Annotated in this window: 17 protein-coding genes and 1 riboswitch; of the genes, 13 read left to right on the top strand and 4 right to left on the bottom strand. The window is 38.7% G+C overall.

The window, feature by feature from the left end; genetic code table 11:
- Positions 1-3: 3 nt before the first annotated feature.
- Together WKH56_RS00540 and WKH56_RS00535 are read left to right on the top strand one after the other, a co-directional pair.
- Complete coding sequence (locus WKH56_RS00540; protein ID WP_048019917.1) at positions 4-942, top strand: MBL fold metallo-hydrolase; 939 nt, start codon at positions 4-6, stop codon at positions 940-942.
- A gap of 207 nt (positions 943-1,149) precedes the next feature.
- On the top strand, positions 1,150-2,001 hold the full coding sequence (locus WKH56_RS00535; RefSeq protein WP_033579880.1) for a VOC family protein: 852 nt from the start codon (positions 1,150-1,152) through the stop codon (positions 1,999-2,001).
- Positions 2,002-2,475: 474 nt separating this feature from the next.
- Here WKH56_RS00535 and WKH56_RS00530 read toward each other — a convergent pair whose 3' ends face one another.
- Positions 2,476-3,861 (bottom strand): protoporphyrinogen oxidase, encoded by a 1,386-nt coding sequence (locus tag WKH56_RS00530; protein WP_048019918.1) that lies wholly within the window; start codon positions 3,859-3,861, stop codon positions 2,476-2,478.
- 221 nt (positions 3,862-4,082) lie between these two features.
- On the opposite strand from WKH56_RS00530, the gene WKH56_RS00525 reads away from it, so the two are divergent.
- The 6 genes from WKH56_RS00525 (at position 4,083) to WKH56_RS00500 (ending at position 9,787) form a co-directional block, all read left to right on the top strand.
- Positions 4,083-5,408, top strand: a complete 1,326-nt coding sequence (locus WKH56_RS00525; RefSeq protein WP_033579882.1) for a metallophosphoesterase — start codon at positions 4,083-4,085, stop codon at positions 5,406-5,408.
- A 158-nt stretch (positions 5,409-5,566) separates the two neighbouring features.
- The gene (locus WKH56_RS00520; RefSeq protein ID WP_048019919.1) at positions 5,567-5,986 is read left to right on the top strand and encodes a GtrA family protein; all 420 of its coding nucleotides are present in this window, start codon (positions 5,567-5,569) and stop codon (positions 5,984-5,986) included.
- A 37-nt stretch (positions 5,987-6,023) separates the two neighbouring features.
- Entirely contained in the window at positions 6,024-7,709 is a 1,686-nt protein-coding gene (locus tag WKH56_RS00515; protein WP_048019920.1) for a DUF6044 family protein, read from the top strand.
- A 12-nt stretch (positions 7,710-7,721) separates the two neighbouring features.
- A complete protein-coding gene (locus tag WKH56_RS00510) occupies positions 7,722-8,711 on the top strand; it encodes a glycosyltransferase family 2 protein (protein ID WP_048019921.1) in 990 nt (329 codons plus the stop codon).
- A gap of 107 nt (positions 8,712-8,818) precedes the next feature.
- Positions 8,819-9,259, top strand: coding sequence for a hypothetical protein (locus WKH56_RS00505; protein ID WP_028415071.1), 441 nt, complete (start codon positions 8,819-8,821; stop codon positions 9,257-9,259).
- Positions 9,260-9,340: 81 nt separating this feature from the next.
- The gene (locus WKH56_RS00500) at positions 9,341-9,787 is read left to right on the top strand and encodes a GNAT family N-acetyltransferase (RefSeq protein ID WP_342834711.1); all 447 of its coding nucleotides are present in this window, start codon (positions 9,341-9,343) and stop codon (positions 9,785-9,787) included.
- 12 nt (positions 9,788-9,799) lie between these two features.
- Here WKH56_RS00500 and WKH56_RS00495 read toward each other — a convergent pair whose 3' ends face one another.
- Positions 9,800-10,096, bottom strand: a complete 297-nt coding sequence (locus WKH56_RS00495; RefSeq protein ID WP_014458607.1) for a hypothetical protein — start codon at positions 10,094-10,096, stop codon at positions 9,800-9,802.
- 121 nt (positions 10,097-10,217) lie between these two features.
- Positions 10,218-10,319, top strand: a riboswitch (SAM riboswitch).
- A 69-nt stretch (positions 10,320-10,388) separates the two neighbouring features.
- On the opposite strand from WKH56_RS00495, the gene WKH56_RS00490 reads away from it, so the two are divergent.
- The 3 genes from WKH56_RS00490 to alaP all read left to right on the top strand — a co-directional run bounded on the left by WKH56_RS00490 (position 10,389) and on the right by alaP (position 12,706).
- The gene (locus WKH56_RS00490; RefSeq protein WP_028415069.1) at positions 10,389-10,727 is read left to right on the top strand and encodes a hypothetical protein; all 339 of its coding nucleotides are present in this window, start codon (positions 10,389-10,391) and stop codon (positions 10,725-10,727) included.
- A 100-nt stretch (positions 10,728-10,827) separates the two neighbouring features.
- Positions 10,828-10,986, top strand: coding sequence for a DUF1540 domain-containing protein (locus tag WKH56_RS00485; RefSeq protein ID WP_016765258.1), 159 nt, complete (start codon positions 10,828-10,830; stop codon positions 10,984-10,986).
- A gap of 316 nt (positions 10,987-11,302) precedes the next feature.
- Positions 11,303-12,706 (top strand): alanine permease AlaP, encoded by a 1,404-nt coding sequence (gene alaP, locus WKH56_RS00480; RefSeq protein WP_028415068.1) that lies wholly within the window; start codon positions 11,303-11,305, stop codon positions 12,704-12,706.
- A 65-nt stretch (positions 12,707-12,771) separates the two neighbouring features.
- Here the strand turns inward: alaP and WKH56_RS00475 are convergent, their stop codons facing one another.
- Both WKH56_RS00475 and WKH56_RS00470 read right to left on the bottom strand, forming a co-directional pair.
- The gene (locus WKH56_RS00475) at positions 12,772-14,865 is read right to left on the bottom strand and encodes a TerD family protein (protein ID WP_048019922.1); all 2,094 of its coding nucleotides are present in this window, start codon (positions 14,863-14,865) and stop codon (positions 12,772-12,774) included.
- A 233-nt stretch (positions 14,866-15,098) separates the two neighbouring features.
- On the bottom strand, positions 15,099-15,497 hold the full coding sequence (locus WKH56_RS00470; protein WP_048019923.1) for a GNAT family N-acetyltransferase: 399 nt from the start codon (positions 15,495-15,497) through the stop codon (positions 15,099-15,101).
- A 112-nt stretch (positions 15,498-15,609) separates the two neighbouring features.
- On the opposite strand from WKH56_RS00470, the gene pdxR reads away from it, so the two are divergent.
- Together pdxR and WKH56_RS00460 are read left to right on the top strand one after the other, a co-directional pair.
- Entirely contained in the window at positions 15,610-17,019 is a 1,410-nt protein-coding gene (pdxR, locus tag WKH56_RS00465) for a MocR-like pyridoxine biosynthesis transcription factor PdxR (protein WP_275210830.1), read from the top strand.
- Between the two features lie 22 nt (positions 17,020-17,041).
- Positions 17,042-17,551: a hypothetical protein gene (locus tag WKH56_RS00460; protein ID WP_034270643.1), complete on the top strand. Its 510-nt coding sequence runs from the start codon at positions 17,042-17,044 to the stop codon at positions 17,549-17,551.
- Positions 17,552-17,563: the final 12 nt, after the last annotated feature.

Raw genomic sequence — 17,563 nt, 5'->3', positions numbered from 1 at the left:
AGTATGATACAGTTTATTTATCATTATTTACCATTTAGTAAAGAGGTTTTTATTAAACTACATAAAGCAGGTGTAAATATGCTGAAAAAACTAACGGACCACGTTTATTACTTTCCTCATTCTGAAGAAACGGATCGGCCGGTGCTCGGGCTTATATGCGGGGAAAAGTATAGTTTCGTCGTAGATGCTGGGAATTCTCCTGCGCATGCATCATCATTTTTAGAAGAAGTGGAAAAAATGGGAGCCCCTCCAATCAAAGGAGTAGCTATTACGCATTGGCACTGGGATCATACATTTGGCATTCATGCAATGAACAAATATACAATCAGCCATCATTTGACGAAGAAAAAGCTGGCCTATTTAAAGACACTGCGCTGGGACGATGATTCCTTGGATAAACGCGTCCAGGAAGGGGAGGAAATCGAATTTTGCCGGGATATGATAAAGAAAGAAATGCCGTGTCGAGAGACGTTAATTTTACGGGAGCCGGACGTAACGTTTCATCATCATATGGAAGTTGACCTAGGTGGAATCACTTGTTGCATTCAGCATATTGGAGGGGTACACGCGCAGGACTCGTCCGTTGTCTACGTCCCCAAAGAAAAAGTACTGTTTTTAGGTGATTGTCTATGTCCAGATTTTTATAGCGGTGACTGGAGTTATGATAAAGAAGACCTTGAGCGGATTCAGAGAGAACTTAAAAAATATGATGCGCAGTATTATCTTTCATCTCATTTTGACCCTGAAACTTCTGAGGAACTTTGGAGAGATTTAAACCAATTGAGTGCGATTGGAGAAATTGTAGGAAATGAAGTCGATTTAGAAAAAGCATGTTTTCAGTTTGAATGTGAAACGTATAAGAAGCCAACAAATGAGCAAAAAGAGAGAATACAGTATTTTGTTAATGGAAATGCAAAACGTAAAAGCAGAGAACTGTTTTGATAGTTTATGCATAGCCTAATGGTAAATAAGCCCGCCTGTTCATACTATATTATGAGCAGGCGGGCTTATTTAATTGGTTATGCTGTAATATGAGTTTTAAGTTATGATACTAAAATAAATAACTTGACGAAACAAAGTTATAAAAATATAATAAGTTACATAAAGTAAGTTAATTAAAAAATGATCTATTTAAAAGGAGAAATAATCATGAACTTTCACCGTGCACCCCATGTATTTGTTGGGAAAGTAAATTTAAAAGTAGAAAATTTAGAGCGTTCACTTGCTTTTTATCAGCAAATAATCGGGTTTAAACTTTTAGGGAGAAAAGAGAACAAAGCCTTGTTAACAGCTGATGGACGCACGGCGCTTTTATCGATTGAACAGCCGGAAAGCGTTACAGCAAAACAGCCTCGTACAACAGGCTTATATCATTTTGCTCTATTGTTGCCGACTCGTTCTGATTTAGGAAGTATTCTGCAGCATCTGTTAAATAGCGGTTATCCGCTTCAAGGGGCGTCTGATCATCTAGTGAGTGAAGCGCTGTACTTGGCAGATCCAGATGGAAACGGCATAGAGATTTATCGAGATCGTCCGTCAAGTACATGGGAATGGAATGACAGTGAAGTAGTAATGGCTACAAAACCTTTAGACGCAGAAGCGATATTATCTGAAGGAAACGGTAAACCATGGACAGGATTACCTTCAGCTACCTTAATGGGACATATTCACCTTCACGTTTCTGAATTAGAGCAAACGGAAAACTTTTATCGAAATGGATTAGGTTTTGAGGTTGTGAGCAATTACCATAATCAAGCCTTGTTTATTTCAACTGGCCGCTATCATCATCACATCGGACTAAACGTTTGGAATGGAATTGGAGCGCCTAGTCCTCTTGAAAACAGCGTTGGTTTGGACTCATTTACACTTGTTTTTCCAGCTGAAGAAGCAAGGGAACAGGCAATAAATCAGCTTCGTGAAATCGGAGCAGCTGTGTCTAAAGAAAACCAAGATTTCATCACAAAAGATCCATCAGGAAATATAATTAGATTAGTCCTTTAACATAAAAGCTGCCGCAGTTGGCAGCTTTTATTTATCGCAATGTTCGTCAAAATAGGCAAGAAATGTACACTTTTTTCTCAAATAGTAAGATGATAATGGCGAAAATAGTGTTATTTTCAGGGAAATAAACGAAGAGTCTTATGCTTAAAAAAGTTTGTAAACAAGCGTGCGTGGGAATAAAATACATATCAAGCATCATTTCTTATCATTATTGAATCTTTATATAAAGTCTTTCCATATAAAACCTTGAAGGAAGGGAGCGGAAACCTGTGAGATATAAAGTGAAACATTGGCTTAGATTAACTTCAGACGAGCGCTATCTTGTATTGTTTGCTACTGCTGCTTTGCAAAAAGAAAAGCGATAAAAGAGTTGTTAATAGTAAGGAAAGTAGCTTTATATGCTAACGAAAAGGTAATAAAAGGCCTGAAAATAATATATTTATTTTCAGGCCTTTTATTGTTTTCAAACCTTGTTTAAGTCAACTGTTGAGAGATAGCTTCGGCCGTTTGTTTGCCGTTTGTTATACACGCTGCAATCCCCACTCCATAGTAAGAACAGCCGGCTAATGTAATAGCGGGGTGCTTGTCATACAATTTTTGAGTCAAGCTGCGTACGAGTTCACCGTGTTTAAGGTGATAGGTAGGCATCAATTTATCCCAATTTGTTACGTCGCTTTCAATGGGCTGCTCTTTGATCCCTAAGCTGTTTTTAATGTCCTTTTGTGCCACTGCTAGCAGCTCTTCTTTTGACATCGTCCGCAGGCTGTCAAAGTGGTGACTCGTGCTTTTATAAAACAGGCGAACTAACAAATTCCCTCGCTTAGAGGTGTGAGCCCATTTTTTGCTCGTCCACGTGCAGGCATTGGCAATTAAGTTGCTTGATTGAGAGGTAATAAACCCGGTGCCTTCAGCGGGAAGGTATTCGTCTGGAACGTCATAGCCGATGTACACGCTAATGAGAGAAGAATCTTTTAACTGCTCAAAGTCTTCGTTTAGTTCGGGATCGTTCAACAGATGCTGAGCAGCCGTGTGCGGTGTAGCTAACACCACGTAATCCGCTGAATAGGCTTGCCCCGGCGTAGTGATTTGATAGCGCTCATCGTACTGTTTTATGCTGGTGGTTGGCGTATCTTTTAAAATCGTTACATCAGAAAGCTCTTCTTCTAAGCGGTGAATAATCGTTGATAAACCTTGTTTAAACGAAATGAATTTTTTATTTCCTGCCGTTTTAAATTTTTTTTCATTGGCGCCCATTCCTTTGATGATGCTGCCGTACGTGTTTTTGTAGTCGAGCAGATACGGGAGAGTCGAAGAAATCGTGAGCTTGTCTAAATCGCCAGAGTAGACGCCCGATAAAATAGGTGCAATTTGCTTTTCTACTAGCTCTTCTCCTAAAAAATGTTTTAAAAAGAGTCCAATCGAGCTGTCTTTCGTAAACGTTGTATTTTTAGTAATTAAGTCTTTTAAAGCTGTAATTTTAGCTTTTGAAGAAATCAGCTCGCTTTTAAAAAGAGATTCCACGCTTGTTGGAATACCGAACATGGTATCTTCAGGAATTGGAAGCAGCTCATTAGCAGAGTAAATAAATGATTTGCCCGTTTCGTTATAGACTAAATCGTTTGTTAAGTACAGCTCTTCTAGCAGAGGCATAACGTTTTCTTTTCGAGCCACAATAGAATCCGCCCCTGTTTCCATAATAAATTCCCCAGCTTCACGCGTATTGATTTTCCCTCCTAGATGGGGATGTTTCTCTAGTAATAATAATTTAAGCGGAAGATTACGTTCTCGTTTTAGTTTCTGCAAATAGTACAGAGTGGTTAAGCCCGTAATTCCTCCTCCAATAACAGCGACCGTTTTCAAAATATTCACTCCTACATTTTCAACAATTAGTCTGTAATATACGAAAATCATACCACTATGACTAGGAAAAGTGTAATGAATTGATTGTGAACATAGTGTATGCAAACACGAAAAGAAATATTGAAACTATACGATTAGATATTTTGAAATTACATAAAATAAAAGCTCATACACGTAGAGAAAATGACTGAGACGCAGCAGTGAAGGAAGGAGGAAGCATCATGCTCGGCGGTTTTATGGAAACGCTGAAAAAAGACTGGCTCGCTTTAGTATTAATAAGTGTTCTTATATGCGGGATTACCTTAAATGTACGAGCTGAAGAGAAGAGCGGACGAAGCGGATACATCGAACCAAAGCTAGTTTTTCCTGTGATCAGTGATGTTCATATTAAGGAAACAGGAACGCTTGATTTGCGTACTTTTCAACATGCATTAACGCAATTAAATGAACAGGCACCGAAACAAGATGCATTTGTAGTCGTAGGAGATTTGGCCGACACAGGCGCGTTAAAAGAATACGATCGCTTTTTTTCTATTTATAATCAAAATAAACAGTCGCAGGCCGTGTCTCTTTTTACAATTGGCAACCATGAATACCGGGACAGTGTAACCAATCAGCAAGCGCAGCAGCGTTTTTTATCTAAAACCAAAATGAAGTCTCTTTACTTTCATCAAGTGATAAAAGGATATCATTTTATCATGCTTGGAACAGAAAGCCGTCTGACCGCCGGTGATTATTCAATCAAACAAATTAACTGGCTTGCTGAACAGTTGAAGATAGCAAAGCGAGATGATCCTAAAAAACCGATTTTTGTCTTTATTCATCAGCCTATTAACAATACATTGTACGGGAAAAACAGATGGGGGATAGAAGTGAATGAACAGCTTCTTTACAATACGTTAAAACCTTATCCGCAGGTCATTACGTTTTCTGGTCATACCCACCATCCGTTGGACGACCCTCGTACTATTTTTCAAAGAGATTTCACTTCTCTTGCAACGTCTTCTGTTCGGTATATATGGCCTGGTGCTGGATATTTACAAGGTGAACTTCCTCCTGGCTACCGAGATGTGAGTCAAGGTCTTCTTGTAGAGGTTTATAATCGAAAAGTAGTCGTTAAAAGGCGGGATTTTCACGCAAATAAGTGGACGGGAGAAGCGTGGGAAATTGACATACCTGCAGATACAAAAAAATTTCACTACACGAATGAGCGAGATTTAGTAAAACCGATTTTTCTTCCAAGCTCTACTATTTCTGTTATACAAGAAAAAGCTTCAGCAAATCAGCTTTATATCCAGTTTACGCAAGCGGTGGATAATCTGATGGTTCATTCTTATCGCATTACCGTCAAAAATAAAGAAACTGGAAAAGTGGTCAAAACATATAATGCATTTTCTCAATATTACAGCGATCCTGTTCCGGATGTTTTAAGTCTTCCGTTATCCGGTTTGCAGCCTCATACTGCGTATCAAATAGAAGTAGCGGCAGTGGATGCGTTTGATAATCAAAGCGATCAAAAATTAATGATTGAAGGCTCTACTAAATAGCTGAAAGAATCCTGATTTTTATTGATTCTTTTAGCTTTTTTTCATCTGTTTTTAATGTTATTTTCATTAGATTTTTAAGTGGAGTTGCTACACTGAAACTGTATTTAAAGTCATAATATGTAATTTTTATGAAAGTATCAAAATCAAAAGGAGTTTATATGAAAGGATCTTTTGTACGTTTTTTAGTAGTGGGACTGGTCAATACAACAGTAGGTCTCTCCATTATGTATGTGCTGCTTCATATCTTTCATCATTACTGGATAGCGACGTTCGTCGGCAATGCAGCGGGGGCAGTCGTCAGCTACGTGTTAAATCGAATATTTACGTTTAAAAGCGGAGTTCATTTATCAAAAAGCATACTGCGTTTTATTTTAGTTATCGGCATTTGCTACGGCTTGTCTTACTATATTGGACTGCAGTTCTCCAGCTGGTTATTGCATCAACTTCCTGTTGCGGTGCGTCCGTTCAAAAAAGACGTCGGTATATTAATTGGAACAGGTCTGTATACGCTTTTAAATTATACGGGTCAAAAATACTTTGTATTTAATACAAAAAAAGAAGCAGTCGTCCACGATTAGCTTTTAGTCATTATGAAATGGAAATAGGTGTTAACAGATGAAGAAAGAAACAGCTATGAATAAAGAAAAAACATTGCTTATTATCGCTTTCCTTTTGCTGCTTGCGTATGTATCTCCTATGTTTTTGCTTGGGGAAAATTCACATATACGCGTGCATGATAATTTAGACTCAAATATTACGTGGTATAAAGTTCTGCATCGAAGCGGAGAGCTGTTTGGCTCCAGTCATGCCGTATTACCTCAAATTATTAACGGATTGCCGAGGAATACGTTTGGAACAGAATTTAGCGGTATCCAGTGGCTGTATGGTGTATTCCCGACCATGCTTGCATACAGCCTGAGTCAAACGATCACGCGCGTATTTGCTTTAATTGGAATGTATTTATTATTAAAAAAGCATTTTATTAAAAGCAAGGATGCGTATGCGATTCGAGTGCTTGTATCGCTTGCTTTTGCACTTACGCCATTTTGGCCTTCGGGCATGCTGAGTACATTAGGACAGCCGCTGGCGCTGTGGGCGTTTTTAACCATTCGAAACCGCGAAGGAACGTGGAAGGAATGGCTTACACTTTTACTGCTCCCGTTTTACGCGAGCTTTGTGCTCGGGTTTTTCTTCTTTTTAGCAGCGATGGGGCTGCTATGGCTAAGAGACGTAGTAAAAAAACGAGCGTGGAATATTCCTTTTTTAAGCAGTATTGCAGCGATGACTGCTGTCTTTCTGCTCATTGAATACCGACTTGTTGATTCGCTTTTATTTCCGGAGGCCCCGACGAGTCGAAATGAATTTTTAAGCTCTACTCTAAGCTTTGGACATTCCGTTCGCCTTGCTTTGAAGAACTATACGCTCGGGCATACGCATGTAATGACGCTTCATACTTTTGTCATTTTGCCGCTTTCTTTTGTCGTATTGTGGTTTGTTGCTCGAAATCGCAAGGAAAAGCTTGAAAAAACGTTTTTGCAGTTATTTATTCTTAATCTACTACTGTCGATTTGGTATGCGTTTTGGTTTTATAAAGGTTGGGAGCCGCTAAAAGAAAAATATCAGCTTTTTAATACGTTCAACTTTGCTAGATTTCACTTTTTACGCCCGCTCATTATTTATTTGATGTTTGCCGCTGGCAGCTATGTTTTATGGAAAAGGAGCAAGGCGTGGAAAAAGTTTGTGTGGGTATGTTTGATTTTACAGCTGCTTGTGTTATTTATAGCAAATCCTGAACTTTACTATCGCTACAATCACGAGCCTTCAGTCAAAGAATTTTATGCTGTGCATCAATTTGATGAAATAAGTAGATATATTGGAAAACCTAAATCATCTTATCGCGTAGCGAGCATAGGGCTTCATCCATCAATTGCTCAGTATAACGGCTTTTATACGCTAGATACGTATAACAACTTCTATCCGTTAACATATAAACATGAGTTTCGCAAAATTATTGCCAAAGAGCTTGATAAAAATAAAAAACTAGAAAGCTACTATGATCATTGGGGCAATCGCTGCTATGTGTTTGTTAGCGAGCTAGGGAAAAAATATGATTACCGAAAAGACTCAACGAAAAAAATCCATCATTTGCAGCTTAATATCAGCCAATTTAAGAAAATGGGCGGTCGCTATATTTTTTCAGCTGTGCCAATTGAAAATGCTGAAAGCGACGGTTTGCACTTTTTAAAAGCATTTAACGATAAACAGTCCGCTTGGAAAGTGTATGTATATGAAGCAAAGTAAGGGGGCAATAACATGAACAGACCTATTTTAACGATCGTGGTTCCATGCTACAACGAAGAAGAAGTATTCACAGAGACGTCTTTTCAATTAACTACTGTAGTAAAAGAACTGATTAATGAACGACTTGTATCAAGTGAAAGCACTATTTTATTTGTAGACGATGGAAGTAAAGACAGCACGTGGTCGCTTATTGAAAAAGAAAGCTGCAGCAATTTGTTTGTAAAAGGGTTAAAGTTAGCGCGAAATGTAGGACATCAAAATGCTTTGCTTGCAGGACTAGAAGCAGCTCATAAGCAATCTGACTGCGTCATTTCCATTGACGCGGATTTGCAAGATGATATCAGCGTCATTCGTACTTTTGTAGAGAAATATTGGCTTGGGTATGAAGTTGTATATGGCGTTCGAGACAGCAGAGAAACCGATACATTTTTCAAACGAACCACGGCAGTAGGGTTTTATCGTTTTATGAACAAGCTAGGAATTCAGCTCGTTCAAAATCACGCTGATTTTCGCCTTATGAGCAAACGTGCTCTTGGTGAACTCATGAAATATAAAGAAGGAAACGTCTTTTTGCGGGGCCTTGTACCATTAGTAGGATTTCGCTCCACGGAAGTCACATATGACCGCAAAGAACGGACGGCGGGTGAGTCAAAATATCCGCTAAAGAAAATGCTCGCTTTTGCATTTGACGGGATTACGTCTTTTAGCGTAGCACCTATACGCTTACTGACGCTGCTTGGAGGAGCTTCGTTTCTCTTTAGTATTTTGTTTGGCATTTATGCGCTGATTCAAAAATATTTAGATCATACGCAAATTGGCTGGACGTCTCTTATTTTATCAATTTGGCTTGTAGGCGGCCTGCAGCTAATGGGAATAGGTCTTGTCGGAGAATACATTGGCAAGATTTTCAACGAAGTGAAACAGCGTCCTAAATATGCGATTGAAAGAGATTTATATACAAAACACTCGTTAGACACACAAAAAGATTTGCTGATGCATTAATTAAGAAGCTTCTCCTGAATGGAGAGGCTTTTTTGTTAAAGTGTTTATCATAATTTTTAAGGTAATAGGAGATGCTACTACTAAAATTTCTAAGGAGATCAAAATCTATGAAAAGACTACTTTATACAGTCAGCACTTTTTGTTTTGTTTGGCTTGCTTTTGCAACCATTCATGTCAGCGCTCTTTCGATTGAGAAACTTCCAATGAAGAAATCATCTGAACAATGGTCGGTCGAACTGACAAAAGCGAGCATGACGGGAGATAATCAGCTAAAGTGGAAAAATAACGTCTATCATACATATGGATTAACCGTTGAAAACATTGGAAAAGACGTAGAGCGTGTGCAGGTCCAAGCTTTTCGGCACGAAGGAAAAAATAAGGCGAAATACAGCTTGTTTTCTCCTATTGAAAGGTCTAACTTAAGCAAAAGCGGTCAGCGTTTTCGCTATGCCAATTTTGCTGTTCCTGGAAAAGCGGCAGGCTTAGACATCATGATTAACTGGACGGATGAACAAGGCAACCATCAAGAACATTTTGAATTTAAATAAAAGTCTTCGCTTAGGCGAAGACTTTTTTTTGCAGGAATTTATCTCTGTATGTGGAAAACGAACACGAAAGGAGAGATTGTGATGATTGCAAAAGCTACTGAAGAAGAAATACAGGAAATTCGGAAGAAATCTGCTGATGCGCTGTTTGAAGGAACAACGCATCAGTTTCAACCGTCAACTGAACGCGTAAATGAACTAATTGATAATGCCCTTGAAAAAGGGTGTTATTATTTAGTATCTAGACAAGAAAAAAAACTTGCAGGCTGGGTTTTTGTCGGTCCATCTGCCGACTTCTTTTCAAAAGCAGAAATTGGCTTTATCTACGAGTTATATGTTTTACCAGAATACCGCGGGCAAGGTCTAGCCAAGCCGTTAATGCAAAAAGCAATTGATGAATTGTCTATCAAAGAATACCCTGAAATCAGACTCAGCGTTCATGCTGGGAATTTTGCACAGCATGTGTACCGTGAACTTGGATTTGTAGATAAACAAATATCAATGAGCCTACAGGTGGCAAAACGTCCGTAATGTTGGTGAATGTCAGCGAGTCCATAAAACATAAGATGTTATACATGCGATGAGGTTCGGTAATGAAAGTAAAAGCAAATAAGTAGCCCAAACGGTGCTTTTATCCAGTGATTCAACAGCTCCGGCACCTGTATTACCTGAGGAGGGAGGATCTTCAAGCGCGTTCATAACTAAAGCCGCCGCTGCTAAAATAATCCCTCCAATGCTTCCGGTTGTTTTGACAATTGCAACGTGGAAAGTAGATGAAAAAGCAATGCTAAGAAGCAGCAGCAAGCTTCCCAAAAAAGCAGATAACATATATCGTTTCATGTGCTCACCATCCTTTATAAAATCATACCATATTTTACTTCTTTTTTCTTTTTATTGAAAAGCTATTGACGTAACCTATAAAACATATTAGAATAGTCAGAAATAATTTAAAAACGAAATATTCTTATCTAGAGAGGTGGAGGGACTGGCCCTTTGAAGCCTCAGCAACCACAATTATTGAATGGTGCTAATTCCAGCATAGCCTAGCTCTGACAGATAAGAAGAGGAATCTTTTTCTATGATGAAATCCTCTTCTTAGGAAGAAACATTTCGTATAGAAAAGGTGATGACATTGAAAAATACACAACAGGCGCTAAGCGTTGATGATTATTTAGATCTATACTTGTTAGCAAAAGAACTAAAAGACGAAACGTGGCAGCAGGAAATTTTAGCCGCGCTAAAAACGAAGCAAAATCGTTCATTTGAAGACAAACAATCCGCACTCGTTCAAGAAATATGGGAAGATTTTAAACAGTTAAATGAAGATATTTCTTTTACGTATCGCTTAATTCAAGAAGAGCCAACTAATGAACAGTTTCAAGTTAAATTAAGGAACTTGAGAGAACGGCGGATCACGCTGAGTCGTGAATTATATTTAGCTAAAAAACAGTATGTTGAACACACGCAGTAAAAGGATCCGCTTGATAAACAAGCGGTTTTTTTGCATGTGAATGTTAGAAGCGTTCTATTTCGGGTAGTAAATAGATAAGACAAAAAAAGGAGGGATAACAGTGGCCCAAGGTGTATTATGTGAAGTGAATGAGTGCATGTATTGGAAATCGGGAAATAAATGCAGTGCAGAGTCCATTTACGTTGTGAGTCCTGAAAGTAGTCACCATGTTTCTGAAACGGAAGAACCTGGCTGTAAAACTTTTGAACCCGCGAGATAAATGCTAGTTTTATAAAAAAGCATAAAATGAACGATGCGCTGACGGAGTTGAGTCGGCGTTTTTCTATTTTTTTAAAAAATACTATTACTTAGGTGCGATAATAAATACATAGTAAAAAAGCAGTGTCTACGTCTAATTGTGCGTTTAAACAAAATGATACGATAATTTTTTTGTTTTTCGACAAAAGAAAAGGGAGAGAAAGGTGATAGAATACAAATATACAGCCTAGCTGACTTTTAGCATAAATTTATATGAAAGCGCTAACAAAAAGCTGTATTCATCTCGTTTTGACAGATTGGAAAAAGGGGAGACGTTTATGCAGGGGAAAACTCAGGGGAAAGAATTGAAACGCGGGTTAGAAGAAAGACATGTGACGCTGATGTCCTTAGGAGCAGCCATAGGGGTAGGGCTGTTTCTTGGATCTGCATCTGCTATTAAATTAGCAGGGCCGGGAATATTATTGGCGTACGGATTTAGCGGAATGATTATGTTTTTTATTATGAGAGCACTTGGAGAAATGGCGATTCAAAAACCTGTTGCAGGTTCATTCAGCAAGTACGCGCGCGACTATTTAGGGCCCCTTGCTGGTTATCTAACAGGTTGGAACTACTGGTTTTTATGGGTTGTAACATGTATGGCTGAAATTACAGCCGTTGGTATTTATATGGGATATTGGTATCCGGATGTACCAAACTGGATTTGGGCGTTATCGGCGCTTGTCATCATGACAACAGTTAACTTCTTAGCTGTTAAGGCATATGGTGAACTGGAATTTTGGTTTGCACTTATTAAAATTTTAGCGATTGTGTTAATGATTGCCGTTGGATTATTAATGATTGTGTTTGGAATCGGGAACGGCGGCGTTGCGACGGGTATTAAAAACTTATGGGACAACGGCGGGCTGTTCCCGAACGGATTCAAAGGTATTTTACTGTCGCTGCAAATGGTTATGTTTGCATATTTAGGAATTGAAATGATCGGCGTTACCGCGGGAGAAGTGAAAAATCCAGAAAAATCTCTAGCAAGAGCGATTGATTCGGTCTTTTGGCGTATTCTTATTTTCTACGTTGGTGCATTATTTGTCATTATGTCAATTTATCCTTGGCAAGAAATTGGTTCACAGGGAAGCCCGTTTGTATTAACATTTGAAAAAATCGGGATTCCAGCAGCGGCAGGCATTATTAACTTTGTGGTGCTAACAGCAGCTCTTTCTTCTTGTAACAGCGGTATTTTTAGTACAGGCCGTATGCTGTTTAACTTAGCAGAGCACGGAGAAGCTCCAAAAGGATACGGTCAGCTGACAAAAGGCGGCGTACCTGGAAAAGCTGTTTTAGCATCAGCGGGTGCGTTATTAGTCGGAGTAGCGTTAAACTACATTGTGCCTGCCAAAGTATTTACGTGGGTAACAAGCATTGCAACATTCGGTGCGATTTGGACATGGGGAATTATTTTGCTTTCTCAAATTAAGTATCGCAAAACGCTAAAAAAAGGTGAAGAGGCAAAGTTAAAATACAAAATGCCTTTATTTCCGTTAACGTCTTATGTGTCACTTGCGTTCCTAGCGCTGGTGGTTGTTCTTATGGCGTACAATCCAGATACAAGAATTGCAGTTGTTATCGGACCACTATGGTTTATCGGTCTTATTATCGCGTACTACGCAAAAGGATTTCATAAACGAAGTCAAGGTTCAGCTGGGACTGAGCAAAAGCTAGTGAAGTAAACGAAAAGACCTCTTTCTTGGAAAGAGGTCTTTTCGTTTATTTGTTCTTACTTTCCTATAAATAATTAGTTTAGGTAGGTTTCAATAATTGTTTCAATATCATAAGGAGTAACACCTTCATCAAGCGAATAAATAGTGTCAGCTTTTTGTTTGTCATGGACAAGTGTTCCTCTAGCTTGTGCGTGAAATGAAAAAAGATCATAAAGCGTTGGCTTTAACAGCTTTGTCATGGCTTTTCCCATAAGAGAGACCGAACCATTGTTTTGTTCAAGATTATTTTCAAATTCAACATGGTGATGCAGCGAAATATCCGTCCAGATTAATTTTCGCTCTTGTAAATCAAAAATTAAAGGGATGGAGATGGTGGAATCACTAGCAAGATCTACTTTATTTTGTACGGTAGAAGGTTCGAATATCTCGCCGGACTCTATGTGCTGTCTCATCATCCATCCTCCAAAACATTCGGGAAGCATAACAAAAGGCTGGACAGAAAATGAATAAACGTTCATCAATATATAACGGCCGCCTTTTTTTAGAATCGTAGGGATATGCAAGTCAATAAATTCACATGCCCCGTTAGGAGCAGATGTAATATCTCCGCTGTGAAAAGCTTTGAAGCTTTTTGAAGATAAGTTTGTATAAGAAATATGCTCTTTATACTGCCAGTTTTCATCGTAAATTCCGGCAGATAAATCAATATCTACACTACCGGTATGTTCACCATTTGCAAAGCCTTCTTTCCACCAAATGAAAAAACGAAGCGTATCGCCTTCAGGAATTGTTAATTTACTTCCCCTGCTAATCGTTTTTAATGTTTTGCTGCTTGAACGCTGTGAAAACGGTATAGTTTGTTCACGCAAACGTTCATCAAGCCATACATTTCCAAGAGGTGGCAACTTAGCAAAACGGTCATGTAAAGCATCTTTGCATGCATCTATTACACCATCACAAAGATTTTTACGAAGAGAGGGTAAGGGATTATCAAGCGCCATTACTTTGGACACATTCCCTTTTGGAAACACTACGCGCATATCTTGTCTATGATGTCGATGTTTCATATGTGAATAGAGCTGAAGCAGTACTGGCGTAGAGACGTGATGAGCGACTGCTGCAAATGCTGTAATAATAGAAGCAGCTTCTTGTTCCCCAGTAGATAAGCGCAGCAAATGGTCAATTCGTCTAGCAAAGTCACCTGGACGTTTTTCTAAAAGTGAAACTGCTTTTGAGACGTCTTGTTGCTCGAGTGCTTTCTCTAATTTACTATAGAACGTCAATGGTCTTTTATGATTCCGAACAGTATCGAATCCTTTAGCAGCATGAGGAAATCGATGTTTGTATTCTCCAGGATGTAAAATTTCACCTAAACGAATCCACTTTACTTTATAACGAAACATATCTTCTTCTACGTTTGGAGTGCTTTCTAGCAGCTGCAACAAGCTTCGGCGTTCAAAACGACTAAACTTCTTAAATAAAGTGGGTGATGAAAGACTAATATCGCCATCAGATAAAGCGGTTGCCAAACGTAAGACATCTGTTGCTGTTTTAAAATAAGAAGACAAGACATCAATAGGTAGTTTTTTTGTCTTAATTAACACTGAGCTAACAAATGCAGCATTTTCTTTTTGAGGAATGACTGCTGGAAGTAGATCTAATGCCGGTAAATTGATAAGAGACCATTCGATGTCTGCTCGATCCGTTTGCGATAATGAGGTATTTGCACCAATTAATTGGCATATCATAAGGTCAAATTCTTCATCTGTTCCGAGGTCAATAATCCGTAAATCTGTAGTATCTAACAGTGGAAAAACATCTTGTTTTTCACTGTTTGGTAAAACCCCAGTCAGATAGTGAAGTACGGCATTTATGTATAGTTCTGCTTCGGAAGCTTGCATGACTTCGTTTGGAAAGTTAGGATACATCGGTTTATATTTGACATGAGCGCCAACAAGTCTTTTTAAAGATAAGAGAAGCTGCTCATAAAAAGACATAAATTCGTAGAACGGAAGAGTGAGTAACCGATCAATTAAAGAAGTTGAAGCTGTAAATCCTAATGCCTCAATGTTTTTTAACATGGAAGCTACATAAGCAGGGGATAATATATCTGATCCTTGCTTCACAATTACTTTAGACTGTCTTCTTAAAAAAATATCGTTTTTCATTCAAACACCACCATGTATGATTTGCACAGAAAAAGCCAGGCGCTGTGCTTCCTGACTTTGAATATATGTATAGTTAAGTTAATAGATTAAGGAAAGCGATACCTCTAAATTCTAAGAGTTGGATGAGAAGGAAGAAGTATCATAGCCTTAATCTTTGAATATTGTAACATCATATCAAAAAGATGTAAAATAATAATAGTTTAGTAATAAAAGGAATTTTTTATCTTTTTTATCTATTGAATTCTCCCAATTTTAAACCCATTATCAATCTGATGAAAGCCGACTTTTGGATAGTAGTTCATAGCAGAAGGAGCGGAAAGTAAAATGAGCGCGGCTTCTTCACCGATTTCTGATTGAACGTGCTTGATGAGCTGTGTGCCAATTCCTTGATTTTGATAGTCTTTTACGACAGCTAAATCCGATAAATAGCAGCAGTAGCTAAAATCTGTTAACGCTCTGGCTATGCCAATGAGTTCGCTGTCTTTCCAAGCGGTAATGGTAAGGGAAGCATGATCAAGCATTCTTTGAATCCGATCAAGATCTTGTGCCGGACGTTTAATACCTGAATATACAAACACTTCAGCAGCTTGTTCGGCACGGATTGAGACGTTGGTTTTGTAAGTAATGGTCATTGTGTCATCTCCTTGATTTATAAGATATAGTCCAGTATATGAAGAATCTGAACTGAGAATAAGTGTCAGAAACAGTAAATTTAATAGTGTCAGTTAGAAAGGAAAGAACATCATGTTAGAGTTAATGCCTTTGCTCGATAAAAGAAAAGCAGATCCCTTATACATGCAGCTTTATACTTACATAAAAAAACAAATTCAAAAAGGCACCATTCCGCCTCATGAAAAACTGCCTTCTAAACGAAAGTTAGCTCTTCATTTAAGCATTAGCCAAAATACGGTTGAAGCGGCTTATGTACAGTTAGAAGCTGAAGGCTATATCGAGATACTAGCCAGGAAAGGAGCATTTGTAAAAGAGATAAAAAATGAAGTCGTGCTTCAAAAACAGCCTCCCGCCTATGTCTCTTTACCGCAAGAAGAAGGGAAATCAACTGTCATTGACTTTAGCCATGGAAAGGTAGACGTAGAAAAATTTCCGTATAACACGTGGAAAAAGCTAACGGTTCAAACAATTTATCATGATGAAAGCCAGCTTTTTTATAGCGGACATCCACAGGGCGAACTGCTTCTTCGTCAAGAAATTGCAGCGTATCTTTATCATTCAAGAGGAGTGCGCTGCACAGCGGAGCAAATTGTGATAGGTGCAGGTACACAGTACCTCATGTGGCTGCTTTCTGTCATTCTAGGAAAAGAAAAGATAATTGGGTTCGAAAACCCAGGCTTTCACCGAACGAGGCACGTTTTTCAAGAACAAGGCATGTCGGTCGTCCCTATTTCTCTTGATAGTTCTGGCTTGAAAGTGAAGGAACTGAAAGAAAGCGGAGCGGATGCGGTGTACATTACGCCGTCTCATCAATTTCCTGTTGGGATGGTCATGCCGATAGCAAGAAGACTTGAACTATTAGAGTGGGCGGCAGAAACGAATGGCTATATCATAGAGGATGACTATGACGGAGAATTTCGCTATAAAGGAAAACCGATTCCGGCCCTTCAAGGATTAGATCAAGACGATCGCGTTATTTATACGGGTACGTTTTCAAAATCGTTGATGCCTTCTCTTCGAATAAGTTATGCCGTCCTGCCACACCGGCTTCTTACAAGTTATATGAAACACTGTGGACTTTTTAAACAGCCTGTTTCAAGGCTTCATCAGCATACGCTTTTTCTGTTTATGAAAGAAGGGCACTGGGAACGTCACTTGAATAAAATGAGAACAGCATACCGTAAAAAACAAGCGCTGCTGCTAGATTGTTTGACTACTATTATGGGAGAATGTGTAGATGTTATTGGAGAACATTCTGGCTTGCATATTCTTCTTAGGGTAAAAAACGGAATGAGTGAACAGAAACTAATTGAAGCAGCTGCCAAGCAAGGGGTAACGATTTATCCAACATCTATTTATTATCATAGTGCGGGTGAAAACAACACGCCCTATGTATTGCTTGGATTTGCAGGACTGTCTGATGGAGAAATAAAAACAGGTGTAAACCTGCTGTTTAAAGCTTGGTTTGAACAGAAGGATTAAGAGGTACGCTGGGGGGATTTCTATGAAAGTAAAGCGGAAATTGTTTGGTTTATGGACAGGGGAGCTTACGGCAGCTTTACTGTTTGCTGCGCTGTGGATAGGGTACTTAAATGAGTTTTCTCATCTGGCTTTTTATTTAACAACGTTTTCAAGTGTGTATGCTTTTATTATACTTGAGTTTATCCTGTTTCAAGGAAGCTTGTACTGGTTTATGAAATGGAGGCGAGTGAGCCGAAAAGAAGATTCTCATTTGCCCTCCAGCTACATTCAGTTGTTTCTGCTTTTTAAAAAAATGAATAAAATTCTTCTTACGTTAGGTTTAGGTGTACTCATTTACCACTATATGCAGTTAGGGGTTAAGGGACTTGCTTTTTTTCTAGGCCTTTACGCGTTTGCTTGGATTGAATATATTAACTACTATGTGATTAGACTTTCTTATCAAAGTCCAAGTGAAATCAAAGAGTTTTTTGAGCAAAAAGGCTTTAAACGATCTATTTTAGCGAGAGAAATAGATAAAAACCAGCGCGTTTGATTACACAGACTG

This window comes from Priestia sp. SB1 (assembly GCF_038898415.1).
The sequence above is the reverse complement of the archived record's forward strand: the minus strand, read 5'-3'. Positions and strand labels throughout refer to the sequence as shown.

What these genes read in the sequence shown, in the direction of transcription:
- WKH56_RS00540 (WP_048019917.1), top strand. Translation starts at nt 4, where the DNA reads ATGATACAGTTTATTTATCATTATTTACCATTTAGTAAAGAGGTTTTT.
- WKH56_RS00535 (WP_033579880.1), top strand. Translation starts at nt 1,150, where the DNA reads ATGAACTTTCACCGTGCACCCCATGTATTTGTTGGGAAAGTAAATTTA.
- WKH56_RS00525 (WP_033579882.1), top strand. Translation starts at nt 4,083, where the DNA reads ATGCTCGGCGGTTTTATGGAAACGCTGAAAAAAGACTGGCTCGCTTTA.
- WKH56_RS00520 (WP_048019919.1), top strand. Translation starts at nt 5,567, where the DNA reads ATGAAAGGATCTTTTGTACGTTTTTTAGTAGTGGGACTGGTCAATACA.
- WKH56_RS00515 (WP_048019920.1), top strand. Translation starts at nt 6,024, where the DNA reads ATGAAGAAAGAAACAGCTATGAATAAAGAAAAAACATTGCTTATTATC.
- WKH56_RS00510 (WP_048019921.1), top strand. Translation starts at nt 7,722, where the DNA reads ATGAACAGACCTATTTTAACGATCGTGGTTCCATGCTACAACGAAGAA.
- WKH56_RS00505 (WP_028415071.1), top strand. Translation starts at nt 8,819, where the DNA reads ATGAAAAGACTACTTTATACAGTCAGCACTTTTTGTTTTGTTTGGCTT.
- WKH56_RS00500 (WP_342834711.1), top strand. Translation starts at nt 9,341, where the DNA reads ATGATTGCAAAAGCTACTGAAGAAGAAATACAGGAAATTCGGAAGAAA.
- WKH56_RS00495 (WP_014458607.1), bottom strand. Translation starts at nt 10,096, where the DNA reads ATGAAACGATATATGTTATCTGCTTTTTTGGGAAGCTTGCTGCTGCTT.
- alaP (WP_028415068.1), top strand. Translation starts at nt 11,303, where the DNA reads ATGCAGGGGAAAACTCAGGGGAAAGAATTGAAACGCGGGTTAGAAGAA.
- WKH56_RS00475 (WP_048019922.1), bottom strand. Translation starts at nt 14,865, where the DNA reads ATGAAAAACGATATTTTTTTAAGAAGACAGTCTAAAGTAATTGTGAAG.
- WKH56_RS00470 (WP_048019923.1), bottom strand. Translation starts at nt 15,497, where the DNA reads ATGACCATTACTTACAAAACCAACGTCTCAATCCGTGCCGAACAAGCT.
- pdxR (WP_275210830.1), top strand. Translation starts at nt 15,610, where the DNA reads ATGTTAGAGTTAATGCCTTTGCTCGATAAAAGAAAAGCAGATCCCTTA.
- WKH56_RS00460 (WP_034270643.1), top strand. Translation starts at nt 17,042, where the DNA reads ATGAAAGTAAAGCGGAAATTGTTTGGTTTATGGACAGGGGAGCTTACG.